A 13,627-nucleotide genomic window follows, 5' to 3' on the forward strand; every position below is an offset into this window, starting at 1 on the left:
GTTATGCCTCCTCAATACCAAGTAATAAGCCATCTTGCATATGTAACTTCTTGTCCATTTTTGTAGCCAGTTCGCCATCATGGGTAACCACTAAGAAAGCAGTACCGGATTGTTGATTGAGCTCTCTCATTAAATCGTAAATAGATAAGGCAGTCTGGTAATCCAAATTACCTGTTGGCTCATCGGCAAGAACTAAAGAAGGGTTATTCACTAATGCTCGTGCAATTGCAACACGTTGGCGTTCTCCTCCTGAAAGCTCAGAAGGTCGATGTTCAATCCGATGAGTTAGCCCTACTTTATCCAATAATGCTCTGGCAGACTGTTTTGCTTGGGCCGGTTTTTCTCCGCCAATCAACAGTGGCATTGCCACATTTTCTAATGCGCTGAAATCGGCCAAAAGGTGGTGAAATTGATAGACAAAACCAAGATGCTGATTGCGAAGTTTAGCCTGTTTATTCGAGCTTAACTTCGCAATCTCTTGACCAAGAATATTAACCTCTCCTTGTGTTGCATCATCAAGTGCACCGAGAATATGGAGTAAGGTGCTCTTGCCAGATCCTGAAGAACCCATAATAGAAACCAGCTCACCTCTTTGGAGCTCGAAACTCACTCCTTTGAGTACTTGAGTATCATGTGAACCTTCACGATATGTTTTACAAATATTATGACATTGAAGGAGATTATTCATATCTCAAAGCCTCAGCAGGTTTAACAGAAGATGCACGATAGGAAGGGAAAAGTGTTGCCAACAAACTAAGTAGAATAGCCATAACAATCACAGTACCAATTTGGACAGGGTTAATTAAAACTGGCAGCTGCCCACCAACAGAAAACAAAGCAACACCTGCACTGTCAAGCAAAGTATTAAGATTACTTGCCAGCAACACACCGAGTGTTCCACCAAACAAAGAACCAATGACTCCACTGCTTGCGCCTTGGACCATAAAAACAGCAAGTAACTGTCTATCTGTCATCCCCTGAGTTTTCAAAATGGCGACTTCTGACTGTTTTTCCATAACCACCATAATCAGAGCAGAAATAATATTAAATGCAGCGACCCCCACGATGAGGCCAAGCATAAGACCCATCATGTTTTTTTCCATACGAACTGCCTGAAACAATTCTCCGCGTTGATCACGCCAATCTTGCCAACGCCATCCTTCTGGTAATGGCTGTTTCCCTAATTGACTAACAACAAAAGGATCATCAAAAAATAGCCGCCACCCAGTTATCCTATCGCTTGGTAATTTCAGCAAACGTGCGGCATCATCAATATGAGTCAGCATCAATTGAGCATCAACATCAGAACCTGTGTTGTAGATACCTGCCACAGTAAAAATTCTCTGACTGGGAATACGCCCAAGCGGTGTAAACTGGCTCGCACTAGTCACCATAAGGCGTACTTTATCACCAAGTGATACCTTCATTGCTCTGGCCAAATTAAGGCCGATAAATACTTGATATTGCTTTGGCTGCAGAGAAGAAAGTCTGCCAGAGACTAAAAATGATTCTATCGGGTCATGATCAGTTGGTTTAATACCAATTAATAAACCAGCCGATAGATTGTCAGCACTCTGAATGACAGCTTCACTCTGAACGATAGGCTCAGGGTTCGCTGCAGTAGACAACTGGCTAGCAAATTCAGGTGGTGGCGAAGTATAAGGAGTTTGTCCATCAGATTTAGACACTATAGCCTGAGGTAAAACACCGAGAATTCGCCCTTTAAGCTGTGCTTCAAAACCGTTCATCACTGAAAGAACCGTGACTAAGGACATCACACCGATTGTAATACCAGCTGTCGACATATATGAAACAAAACGGCTGAACCTATCACCAGAGCGACCTCGTAAATAACGAAAGCCAATGAAGGCAGATACAGGATGGAACATAGTTATAACCAAAAACGTTTGATAAACGCTACTGTAACGATTTATCACCTCCGATTGTAGCCTTTAATAGACAAAATGACGTCAATTTAAGTGCTAAACAATGACATACCTTGATTAGTTGCTGCTTATGGCGATAATCAACACATAGTTTCAAGGAATTTGCCTATGTCTGATCAAGAATATTTTACCGTTCATCACAACATGTCCGTTAACGTTGAGCCTTTGCCTACAAGCCAGATTCTACCAAGCTATGATCAGTTCGAAAAAGAAATTCCAGCTCCTTTTCTGGTCGCAAGTGAATTCAGTCATCTAGATATTCTAAATGACCAAGCTCGAATTGAGCTGAAAAATAATGATTTCAAACATGTAATTGATCTACTCGATGCACAAAATTCTAAGCTCAACTTATTATTGACTTTTATGCTCTCACAGCAAGACGAAGCTCAGTATCGCCATCAAACTCACTCTTTTGGTGCGAGTAAATTCTGTTATAGCGCGGAAAGTGCACTTGAAATAGCAACTAAAGTTCTTGTGAAAATGTTTATTGAGCATCCTGCTACAGCTGTCTACTGCTATGGACATGTAGAAACCTGTGAACAAGATGGCGATGATTTCCTAATCACTATAAAATATGATTTACTACGCGATCAGGATGAAGATCTCTTAATTAAAGCGGCACTTTATCAACAACAAAAATTACTCCGTCAGCGCTCCAAGGATCGCGACAAAAAATAATCTTATTATGCCTATTACATTACTCTTCAATCTGGCCAGTTCAACTGGAGCCGGAGATAAAAAACAGGTCGGTAATTTGCAGGGTGCCAGCCTAGCACTTGCGGTTGCTGAACTCGCTAACCAGCATGACAGCCATACTTTATTAGCCGTCGCCGACCCACAAACTGCTCTAAAGCTTTTACAGGAAGTAGAGCAATTTACAGATCAAGAAGTGTCTCTATTTCCTGATTGGGAAACGCTGCCTTACGACAGTTTTTCCCCTCATCAAGAAATCATTTCCGATCGTATTGCTCGTTTATACAAGCTACCTACTCAAAAGCATGGAATTACCATAATTCCAGTCAGCACATTATTGCAAAGGCAGTCCCCTAGAGACTTCCTATTGCAACATAGCCTGATGGTGAAAATTGGTGACCTGTATTCTCTTGAAAAACTCCGTATTCAACTCGAAAAATCTGGTTATCGTCATGTAGAACAAGTCTTTGGCCCGGGTGAATATGCTAGTAGAGGATCGATTATTGACCTTTACCCAATGGGCTCTAGTGATCCGTTTCGAATTGACTTTTTCGATGATGAGATAGACACAATACGAACTTTTGACCCAGAGAATCAACGTTCAATAGAAGATGTTAAAGAAATTTGTTTGCTTCCTGCGCACGAATTCCCAACTTCGGAAGGAGCAATTGAAGATTTTCGCATCCGCTGGCGCCAAAGATTTGAGACAAGAAGAGAGCCAGAATCTATATATGTTCAAGTATCAAAGGGAATATGGCCCGCAGGAATCGAGTACTGGCACCCTTTATTCTTTGAACATTCAGAAACACTGTTTGACTATATAGCAGATGATAGCCAATTAATTACTGTCGGCAACCTTGAAGACGCCATTGACCATTTTCTCTCAGATGCTGAATCTCGCTATGAGCAGCGAAAAATTGATCCACTGCGACCTCTATTGCCACCTGAAGAACTTTGGCTAAAAAAAGATGAGCTGTTTAGTCACTTCAAAGCATTGCCTCAAATCCATTTATCAACAGATGCGATCGTTGAAAAACAAGGCAGAGTCAATCCAACCATTCATCCTTTACCTGATCTCTCAGCTCAACATCAGAATAAAGAGCCAATGGCAGCACTGCGTCAATTCAGTGAAAAATTTTCCGGAAAAATTGTATTTTCAGTCGAATCTGAAGGCCGAAGAGAAGCTCTATTGGAGCTGTTGCAACGTATCAAGCTGCGACCCGTTGAGCTAGATAGCTTTTCTTCAGCAATTAAAGCAGACAGTAAATTCGCTTTAGTGCTTGGCGCTGCTGAGCATGGTTTTTTATACGGTGACCAACAACTAGCATTCATATGTGAAAGTGACCTGCTTGGCGATAGAGTAATTCAACGACGCCGTAAAGATCGCAAAACAACCAATAGTGATGCGGTAATTCGTAACCTTGCAGAGCTTAAATCAGGTCAACCTGTTGTCCACATAGACCACGGCATCGGACGCTATATTGGTTTACAAACGCTCGAAGCGGGCGGTCTAAAAACCGAATATGTTACTTTAGAGTATCAAAATGAAGCCAAGCTCTACGTGCCTGTAGCATCACTGAATTTAATCAGTCGTTACTCAGGAGGCGCCGAAGAATCAGCACCGCTGCACAAGTTAGGAGGCGAAGCCTGGATCAAAGCCCGTCGTAGAGCGGCGGAAAAAGTACGTGATGTCGCGGCCGAGTTGCTGGATGTATACGCAAAACGAGAACTCAAACCTGGTTATAAATTCGCCTTAGACCGCGACCAATATGCAACATTTAAAGCTGGTTTCCCATTTGAAGAAACTGACGATCAATCCACAGCAATCAACGCGGTCATGTCTGACATGTGCCAAGCTAAGGCTATGGACCGCCTAGTCTGTGGCGATGTAGGTTTTGGTAAAACAGAAGTCGCCATGCGGGCTGCATTTGTCTCAACAGATAATGGAAAGCAAGTGGCTGTATTAGTTCCAACAACACTCCTTGCTCAGCAACACTTTGAGAACTTCAGAGATCGTTTTGCAAACCTGCCAATTCGCGTCGAAGTCTTATCACGATTTAAAACAGCTAAAGAACAAAAGCAAATACTAAAAGATATTGAAAATGGTAAAGTAGATTTGGTCGTTGGTACTCATAAACTCCTATCTGATGACATCAAATTTAACGATCTTGGGCTACTTATTGTTGACGAAGAGCACCGCTTCGGTGTTCGTCAAAAAGAAAAAATGAAGGCGATGCGGGCAGACGTGGACATTTTAACTCTCACGGCAACACCTATCCCTCGTACCTTAAATATGGCCATGAGTGGAATGCGTGATTTGTCTATTATTGCCACTCCTCCTGCTAGACGTTTAGCAATCAAGACCTTCGTTCGCCAGTATGATACCGCTGTGATAAGAGAAGCAGCCCTGCGTGAGATAATGCGTGGTGGACAAGTTTATTTTTTACACAATCAAGTAGACACCATTGAAAAAGTAGCCGCTGATCTGGAAAAATTGATTCCCGAGGCACGTGTTACCGTTGCACATGGACAAATGCGTGAGCGTGAACTTGAAAGGATCATGAACGATTTCTATCACCAGCGTTTTAATCTTTTAGTGTGTACAACCATTATTGAAACCGGTATTGACGTCCCTACTGCCAATACTATCCTAATGAACAGAGCCGATAATCTAGGCCTTGCGCAGTTACATCAGCTACGTGGCCGTGTGGGGCGCTCTCACCACCAGGCATATGCCTACCTACTTACTCCACCACCTAAAGCCATATCCAAAGATGCGATAAAACGCTTAGACGCTATAGCATCACTCGAAGATTTAGGCGCTGGATTTACTTTAGCAACACATGATCTAGAGATTCGTGGTGCTGGGGAACTACTTGGTGATGAGCAAAGTGGGCAAATTCAATCCGTTGGTTTTACTCTTTATATGGAAATGCTCGAGCAGGCTGTAGAAGCTCTCAAAGAGGGTAAAGAACCTTCTCTCGATGAGCTACTTCGTGAACAAACAGAAGTCGAAATGCGCCTACCGGCTCTGCTACCTGACGATTACATACCAGACGTCAATACCCGTCTATCCATGTACAAGCAAATTGCTAGTGTGTCAGACCAAGTAGAGCTGGAAGACTTAAAAATTGAACTTATCGACCGCTTTGGTCTTCTGCCAGATGCAACAAAGAATTTACTCGCAGTCTCTGAAGTAAAGCTCGAAGCAGGTAACCTAAAAGTGAAAAAAATAGAAGCTCATGACAAAGGTGGATTCATTGAGTTCTATCCAGATGCTGACATTAACCCGACCTATTTAGTTAAACTACTGCAATCACAACCGCAAAAATTCGCTATGGAAGGCCCAACTAAGTTTAAGTTTACGGTACCATTAGTGGATAGACGCAAGAGGATTCAATTTGTTGGTGATATGTTGGGAGAATTCCGCCATAACCTTCTACCACAAGCCTGATATTCTCAGGCTTAACTAATTCAAGGTGAATTCACCTTATTACGGAGTTGCAATGAAAAAACTGATCCCACTACTACTTCTCGTTGTTGCTATGCCTTCATGGGCCCAGCGTCAATTCGATATAGAAGTGATCATTTTTAAACGCGCATTGAATCCAGAGCAGACTGCTGAGTCTTGGCCCGATTCCCTGCCTGAACTATCGATGGACAAAGTTGGCTATCTCAATGACACTAATTATCGCAACCGAAAAGGTGTCACTTTGCTGCCTAGCTCTTCTTACAAGCTAAACCCACAAGTACAGAAGTTAAAAAGCCATGCTGGTTTTAAAATTCTTTCACATATGGCTTGGCGCCAAGGTGACGGTAATCGTTACGTTGCCCCAACTTTTCGCATCAAAGCAGGGCGAAATTTCTCAGGGCAATTTAATTCTGATGGTAGCCCTAAAGGAACCAATTTAGGAACAGAAATTATTGATGGTGTCACCGAAGAAAGCATCTCCAGACCGCTATACGAATTAGATGGCAAATTACAGATCTATGTTGAACATTATTTATATGCCGATGTTCAACTCGATATGAGAGCGCCTAGCACTCATGAGGTTAAGCTTGAAGATACCCCTCTAATATTCACTCAACTCAGTGATTCCGAGCAAACAGAGACAGTACAAGCTGGGCTAATGGAAGACATAACACCAAAGGTACATACAGAGCAATTTCTTAAGAGCTATCGTATGGACCAAAAAAGACGTATGCGCAGCACTGAAACCCACTTTTTGGATCACCCATTACTCGGGATCATCATTCAAGTAAGGCGTGTACCATAATAATTACTGAAAATTAAAGTCGCTCCTTATAAGAGCTGTTTGTCAAACTGAGGTACATTATGAAGCCAGACTATCAGATTATTACCCCTAGATTGGTTTTAAAATTGATACCTCAAGAACACGGCGAACAGCTTGCTCAATGCGTTATCACGTCTCCAGGTTTACATCGTTGGATAGACTGGTGTCATCAAGACTTTTCTCTTGATGATGCAGAAAAGTTTATTCTTGCAACGCGCCTAAACTGGATTAAATCTGAGGCATATGGGTTCGGTCTTTATACACGTAAAGAGCATACTTTAATCGGCATGGTAGCGATAAATGAGCTATACCATACCTTCAACATGGCTAGTATTGGCTATTGGCTAGGCGATAACTATCAACAACAAGGCTATGCAAAAGAAGCGGTCAATGCATTGATTGAATTTTGTTTTGCGATTTTGAAAGTAACTCGTATCGAAGTAGTGTGCGACCCCGATAATATTCCAAGTCAAGCGCTCGCCAAGTCATGTGGAGCAGTATTTGAAGTCAGTTCACCTAACCGATATATTTACAATGGTGAGCCCAAACAAGGTTTGGTTTACTCCATCCTACCACCAGAGTCTTAAACTCTTTCTACTCCATTTGATGCCCTTCAAGTACTTAAAGCCCAGAACAACTCTAGAGGCGTCCAGTTTTTATAGGTATGTAAATAGAAAATGGACATATTTCTGAGTTAGAGCTGATGTCCAAAATTGAATTCTTCGCATAAGCCAAATGGCTCTTCTCCGGTTAGGTGAGTCTAATGTCCACATTCCCTCGTTCTACCATACTGTTCTGCGCAACTTTTTCAGGACACTTTTCTAAAGGACTTTTCATAATCGATCGGTGACATATCGCCGTTAGACGTATGTAGCCGATCTAAATTGTAATATCGCATATAAGCTGATACATCATTTTTCATGTTCTCTCGCGTTGGTTGCGGTACTTTTAGTAACCAGTCATGCTTCAGACTACCAAAGAACCGTTCAACTACCGCATTATCCCAACACGCTCCAACATCACCCATGCTGGCTCTTATTCCATAGTTAGCCAGTAAATTACGATATCGTTTACTGGTATATTGCGACCCTCTGTCTGAGTGAAACACCAAGCCTTTACGTGGTTGGCGTAGGTTATAGGCTTTCATCATCGCTTTACTCACCAAGTTCGTGGTCATGCGTTTATCAAGGTGCCACCCCACAATGCGCCGTGAATATAAGTCCATAATAATGGCTAGATACATCCAACCTTCGCCCGTCTTTAAATACGTCACATCGCCAGCCCAGACTTGGTTTGGTGCCACTGGATTAAAGTTTTGGTTAAGCAAATTATCGGCGACCGTATCACTATGCTTGCGTTTTGTGGTCACTTTGTACGCCATACGTTGTGTGACGACAAGGCCCAGTTGGTTCATCAGCTTTTGTGTGCCATAGTCACTGACTTTAAAGCCCTCATTGCATAACCGTTTTCGCAGCTCTCGATAACCCAAGCTACGTCGACTTTCTTTGAATATCACCTTTGCTCTACGATATAGATGTAACTGCTCTTGTGTTATTCGCTGAGGTGGCCTTTTCAACCACACATAATAGGCTGAGCGACTCACATTCAGGCTGTTACATAAACGAGTAACAGGATAATCAGAAGTCAGTTGTTTAATAGTCTCAAAGGCTACTTGGTTTCCTTTAGCAACAGGGCGCTGGCCTTTTTTAGGATGTCCTTTTCCATCCTTAACTCTTTGTTTTCCTTGCGTAGCCGCATTAACTCTGCTCGTTCATCAGAAGAGAGCGTTGAACCGGATTTCTCAGCTTCAAATTTCGCTTTCCAGTTGTAAAGAAGCTTGTCTGTGACACCCAAAGATACAGCCGCCCTTGAAACGCTGTAGCCTTGTTCAGTGATCAACGCCACCGCTTCTCGCCGAAATTCATCGGTATAACTTCTGTTTTTTCGTTTTGTCATAGTCACCTCAATAGTAGGATTATATTCCTTTATTAAAGTGTCCTGTTGGATTAAAGCAGATCAACTTGCATAGGCACTAGAGTGCTTATTAATTATTCAACTTTGAAATAGTATTTCAGTGCAACAAGACAAATAATGCGACAAATCCTAAATATGCAACTCAATGACAGGAGGCAATATCTTGAATCTCTATTTTTTAATAAATCTCCTTGCGAAACATATCATTTCGTCAAACTTTTCAAGTTATCGACTCGTTTTTATTTATTTAGAAAAATTTCAATAATTAAATTGGATATTCGTTATTTAGAATAGCAGAATTACATAATATTCGTTTCTTCAATCTTTTTTACTGAACTATTTTCTCATCTTCAATGTCAGATTTCTGTAATGGTGCACGTGATGTCTTGTGTTTGATCTCAACTACACTTCTTGTTGTATACCCATTCGTTTTATAACTACCCAAATAAGTTTTGGTATTGAAGTAAGGAAAATGCCCTATCATGAAATCTGTAAGCCGAAGATGCATAGTTAAAGGGCTCGTAGCATTAGCTGCGCTGCCTATGTATTCACGAAGTGCTGTATCTGCAATGTTTACCCCCAGTGCCACAGAGGGACCGTTTTACCCTCCATCATCCATGCGATTCCCAGACATCGATAACGACTTGGTCAAAGTGTCGAACGCAATAAAAGAAGCTGGCGGTGAGATCATTCATCTGAGTGGAAAAATACTGTCGAAAGATGGGCAGCCACTGGCGGGGCACAGAATCGAAATATGGCAATGTGATGTGAATGGCAAGTACTTACATAACGGTGATGATAGAGATGTAAAGTACGATACAGGATTTCAAGGATTTGGGCACGACATTACCGATGCCGACGGGAACTACCATTTCCGAACCATAAAACCCACGGTATACCCAGGAAGAACACCCCATATTCATGTAAAAGTATTCGATCAGAAACGCGAGTTACTGACAACACAATTCTATATTTCTGGTGATGATCGCAATAAGTCTGATGGTCTTTATCGCCGTATGTCGAAACAAGAAGCCGATAGCGTTTCTATGGTATTTAACCAAAACAACGACAGTGTTGAAACTTGCGTTGATGTCGTAGTGTGATAGGTGAAATACGGTTCTATACCCAAGTGGTCTCGAGATACTTGGGTATAATAATTTTTATTACAATTAACCCTATCCGGCACGTAAATCATAGAAATAAAATAATCAACCATCCATTTAAATTCATTTCCTCAGAAATTACCTGAACCAATATCTACTATTAATAATTATATCAACAATAATCTATTTTAAGTAAAAATCTATTCTTTCAGTTACTTCTAACCTCTAGTATCGAATTGGGCAATCCAAGTTATATTAGCTTTCCCAGTCCTCTTTGATGTAAATAGAATAAAACTGGAATATATCCATCTTGGAAAGCCTATTCAATTTATTTTAATTGTGGAGCTTAGATTTTCTATGAAAAATACAAATAATTTTTGGTATTTATTATTTACATTACTGTTCTTTTTTAGCGCTTCAACATACGCTGATTTACGTGTGGCGTCATTCAATATGAACGGGAGAACAGAGAAAATTCCAGACTTCAAAAAATTCTTAAGTGGAGAGGAGGTAGTTGTTCTACAAGAGGTCAATGACATTCAGAAGACTCGTGACCAATACTCTGATTACCCTTATGTATATACAACAACCAATTCAACAACGGCATCATCCTTTAACGTTAAAACAGCCAGCATCATGGTTTTGTCTCAAGTCCCTTTTAAGTCGACCTACAGTGAACTGATCCAAACGGATCCAGCAGTGGATAAATGGGAACGCAATGCTCAGCATGTCGTCCTTAATATCGGGGACGGCAACACTTTAAATTTGTTCCACTATCACAATACGTTTAATTTTCATAAGAATGGCAGCCAATGGGAGCGAACCGGAATGCGCAAGTTTGCTACTTGGGTGAAAAGCAGGCTCAATACTTCGGACTTATCGAGTGCAAGAAACGTGATTCTTGCAGGTGATTTTAATGTGTATCGCCATCATGCCGAACAGGAACTTCCATCTTTAGAGTGTAAGAATGAATGGGTTGATTACGTCTGTTCTTCGATTCAGGTTTTAGATCAAGGTAACTATGATTCAGGAGAGCCTATTTCTGATCACAAAGCAGTATGGGCAACATTAGATACAACCATAAATATTCCCAATGCAATAGGACCTAAAGTTCGTATTTTCAATAAGCAGCAAGGGGAATATCTATACGCAGCCGATTTTTCACCTTTTGATGACGATCGTCGCCGTGTATTTACCTGGATTCTGGGCACACCTGTCACAACTGGAGAATGGCGGTTAGAAGATATCGGGAATGGAACGGTCCGCCTATTTAACATTCATCAACAGGAATACCTCTATGCCGCTGACTTCGCACCTTATGATCAAGACAGAAGACGTGTATTCACATGGCGACCAGGTCATGCACCCGTTCAAGGTCAATGGAAAATTGAAAACATAGCCTATGGTGAGGTACGTATTTTAAACACCCATCAAAATGAATACTTGTACGCTGCTGATTTCCAACCTTTCGATAGAGATCGACGCAGAGTGTTTACGTGGCGTCCCGGTACACCAGTGAACCAAGGCGCTTGGATCATTGAATACATCAATTAGGGTCTGTTGACCTTTCGAGATGATTTTTGCAGCAATTTGTGGGTGATTTATACGAGGCAACGCTCATTCGGTGTAGCGCTCTTCATCAATGAGCGATTGTAGTGGTCCATACTTTTTGGCCACCTCGTTATAAGTTTCCCTGCACTGCTTTTCTTTCATGATCGGGCATTGACCATTGTTGTGCTGATGAGGCCGATACCGATTGTAATAACCTACAATATATTGAGAGATTGCTCCTGATGCCTCAGCCGTAGTGATCAAGTAAAACTAGCAACATTTTTATAAGGGAACCAGAGCTGTCGTTCTGACTCATTTGGTGTTAATCCACCATTGTATTGGTGTAGACGATGCTGGTTATAATAGCCAACCAGGTAATCCGTTACTGATTGATACGTCTCTGTAAATTTCTATAGCCATTCTACAGCGGCATACCAAAGGTATACCGCTATTAAGTCTTTAACTGCAATACTAGTATGTTCGCGTATCAGCAGCCGATTATTAGTGAAGCTTTAAATTTGGGCGTAGAACTCGGTTAATTCTGCCCATAAGTATGATTAAAGCGGTTTTGAATACTCCATGTAGCGCCATTTGGTGCAAGCGATATAGAGAAATATACACCACTCGTGCTATACGCCCTTCTATCATCATTGAGCCTTTGGTCAAATTGCCCATTAAACTCCCAACGGTAGAGAATTTGCTAAGAGACACCAAAGAACCTTTATCTTTATATATATAAGGCTTTAATTCTCTTCCGTTCAGTTTTGCGACAATGTTTGAAAAAGCTCGGCTAGACATCTGATGAGCAGCTTGGGCTCTAGGTGGTACGAATGAACCATCAGCTTGCGTGCACTGAGCTAGATCGCCAATAACAAAAATATCATCATCATGAGTCGTTTGCAGAGTATCTTTCACGACCAGCTGGTTAATACGGTTTGTTTCAAGGCCTGCAATATTTTTGACAAAATCTGGCGCTTTAATCCCAGCAGCCCATACCATGATCTGCGCAGGGATTTTTTCACCATCTTTAGTAACAAGCCCACCTGAATAGGCTTCCGTAACCATAGTCTTCGTACGAACACTTACTCCAAGCTTCGTCAATTCATTATGCGCTGCCGAAGATATTCTAGTTGGTAAAGCGGGTAAGATACGCTCACCAGCTTCAATCAAGCTAACGTTTAACTTAGAAGAATCCAGATCACCAAAGCCGTATGTGCGAAGCTCTTTAACCGCGTTGTGAAGCTCAGCCGACAACTCAACTCCCGTGGCCCCAGCCCCAACAATCGCAATATCCACCGTACCATGACCATGCTTAGCATGTAGCTTAAGGAATTCGTTGTTCATTTCAGTTCTAAATTTTGAAGCTTGATCGGTACTATCAAGGAAAATGCAATGCTCTCGCACACCAGGTGTATTAAAGTCATTGGAGGTAGACCCTAACGCCATTATAAGAATGTCGTACTCTAACTCTCGACCAGGCATTAAAAGCTCACCGTGCTCATCTCTGAGCTCGCCTAAAGTGATTATCTTACGAGTTCGATCAATATCTTTAAGGCTACCCATTTGAAAGTCAAAATGATGATTCTTGGCATGCGCTCGATAACTTAGCGCATCGACACCTTCATCAAGTGAACCTGTAGCCACCTCATGCAACAAAGGCTTCCATAAATGACTGGCTTTACGATCTACCAATGTCACGTTTGCACGCCCTTTACGGCCTAACGTCCGACCAAGTTTGGTAACAAGCTCTAAACCGCCTGCACCGCCGCCCACTACGATAATTCGAGTCACAGCAACTATCCTCTAGAAAAATAAAATAGGTGTCGAGTCGATCTCTCGCCTCGATAAAATTTGCATAATTTCTGGCCAGCCTGCTCAACCTACGCTGAGTCTAATGGCAATAAGGGCCTTTAGAGGTTTTGTTCATTAAGTAAGGCACGTTATTTCAAGAATGCCGCTGTTTATCGCCTATTTATCGACACTCAGATGTTACTTGGGCAAGTTTCTGACTCGCTCTGTATTTTTTGATATTTATCAAAAATCTTATGATAAATATCATTATATA

At 41.7% G+C, this 13,627-nt stretch carries 10 protein-coding genes and 1 pseudogene; 6 read left to right on the forward strand and 5 right to left on the reverse strand.

From position 1 onward, the window contains the following. Position 1 precedes the first annotated feature (1 nt). Together lolD and lolC are read right to left on the reverse strand one after the other, a co-directional pair. Positions 2–688: a lipoprotein-releasing ABC transporter ATP-binding protein LolD gene (gene lolD / locus OCV27_RS09495; RefSeq protein WP_125320200.1), complete on the reverse strand. Its 687-nt coding sequence runs from the start codon at positions 686–688 to the stop codon at positions 2–4. Further along, the gene (lolC, locus tag OCV27_RS09500) at positions 681–1,889 is read right to left on the reverse strand and encodes a lipoprotein-releasing ABC transporter permease subunit LolC (protein WP_125320201.1); all 1,209 of its coding nucleotides are present in this window, start codon (positions 1,887–1,889) and stop codon (positions 681–683) included. The genes lolD and lolC overlap by 8 nt, the downstream gene beginning before the upstream one ends. Positions 1,890–2,054: 165 nt before the next feature. Between lolC and OCV27_RS09505 the strand changes: the two genes are divergently transcribed. From OCV27_RS09505 to OCV27_RS09520, 4 genes are read left to right on the forward strand one after another with little or no spacing between them, the layout of a single operon-like run. Beyond that, positions 2,055–2,624: a PilZ domain-containing protein gene (locus tag OCV27_RS09505; RefSeq protein WP_125320202.1), complete on the forward strand. Its 570-nt coding sequence runs from the start codon at positions 2,055–2,057 to the stop codon at positions 2,622–2,624. A 7-nt stretch (positions 2,625–2,631) separates the two neighbouring features. Further along, a complete protein-coding gene (gene mfd, locus OCV27_RS09510) occupies positions 2,632–6,093 on the forward strand; it encodes a transcription-repair coupling factor (protein WP_125320203.1) in 3,462 nt (1,153 codons plus the stop codon). A gap of 52 nt (positions 6,094–6,145) precedes the next feature. Next, positions 6,146–6,916 (forward strand): peptidoglycan binding protein CsiV, encoded by a 771-nt coding sequence (locus tag OCV27_RS09515; RefSeq protein WP_125320204.1) that lies wholly within the window; start codon positions 6,146–6,148, stop codon positions 6,914–6,916. A gap of 59 nt (positions 6,917–6,975) precedes the next feature. Then, on the forward strand, positions 6,976–7,521 hold the full coding sequence (locus OCV27_RS09520; protein WP_125320205.1) for a GNAT family N-acetyltransferase: 546 nt from the start codon (positions 6,976–6,978) through the stop codon (positions 7,519–7,521). A 221-nt stretch (positions 7,522–7,742) separates the two neighbouring features. Here OCV27_RS09520 and OCV27_RS09525 read toward each other — a convergent pair. After that, a protein-coding gene (locus OCV27_RS09525) for an IS3 family transposase (protein WP_337969050.1) occupies positions 7,743–8,890 on the reverse strand; the annotation gives its coding sequence in 2 pieces (ribosomal slippage) (positions 7,743–8,614 and positions 8,614–8,890; 1,149 coding nt in all). Positions 8,891–9,390: 500 nt separating this feature from the next. On the opposite strand from OCV27_RS09525, the gene OCV27_RS09530 reads away from it, so the two are divergent. Beyond that, positions 9,391–10,011, forward strand: a complete 621-nt coding sequence (locus OCV27_RS09530; RefSeq protein WP_125321167.1) for a dioxygenase family protein — start codon at positions 9,391–9,393, stop codon at positions 10,009–10,011. Positions 10,012–10,368: 357 nt separating this feature from the next. Continuing rightward, positions 10,369–11,565, forward strand: coding sequence for an endonuclease/exonuclease/phosphatase family protein (locus OCV27_RS09535; RefSeq protein WP_125321165.1), 1,197 nt, complete (start codon positions 10,369–10,371; stop codon positions 11,563–11,565). A gap of 257 nt (positions 11,566–11,822) precedes the next feature. Here OCV27_RS09535 and OCV27_RS09540 read toward each other — a convergent pair. Further along, positions 11,823–11,948, reverse strand: a pseudogene (locus OCV27_RS09540) (IS3 family transposase); the annotation flags it as partial. Between the two features lie 115 nt (positions 11,949–12,063). After that, positions 12,064–13,353, reverse strand: a complete 1,290-nt coding sequence (locus tag OCV27_RS09545) for an NAD(P)/FAD-dependent oxidoreductase (RefSeq protein WP_125321163.1) — start codon at positions 13,351–13,353, stop codon at positions 12,064–12,066. Positions 13,354–13,627: the final 274 nt, after the last annotated feature.

Source organism: Vibrio pectenicida, from assembly GCA_024347015.1.
Classification (GTDB): domain Bacteria; phylum Pseudomonadota; class Gammaproteobacteria; order Enterobacterales; family Vibrionaceae; genus Vibrio; species Vibrio pectenicida.

Coding starts and splice junctions, on each gene's coding strand:
- lolD (WP_125320200.1), bottom strand. CDS start 688: ATGAATAATCTCCTTCAATGTCATAATATTTGTAAAACATATCGTGAA.
- lolC (WP_125320201.1), bottom strand. CDS start 1,889: ATGTTCCATCCTGTATCTGCCTTCATTGGCTTTCGTTATTTACGAGGT.
- OCV27_RS09505 (WP_125320202.1), top strand. CDS start 2,055: ATGTCTGATCAAGAATATTTTACCGTTCATCACAACATGTCCGTTAAC.
- mfd (WP_125320203.1), top strand. CDS start 2,632: ATGCCTATTACATTACTCTTCAATCTGGCCAGTTCAACTGGAGCCGGA.
- OCV27_RS09515 (WP_125320204.1), top strand. CDS start 6,146: ATGAAAAAACTGATCCCACTACTACTTCTCGTTGTTGCTATGCCTTCA.
- OCV27_RS09520 (WP_125320205.1), top strand. CDS start 6,976: ATGAAGCCAGACTATCAGATTATTACCCCTAGATTGGTTTTAAAATTG.
- OCV27_RS09530 (WP_125321167.1), top strand. CDS start 9,391: ATGAAATCTGTAAGCCGAAGATGCATAGTTAAAGGGCTCGTAGCATTA.
- OCV27_RS09535 (WP_125321165.1), top strand. CDS start 10,369: ATGAAAAATACAAATAATTTTTGGTATTTATTATTTACATTACTGTTC.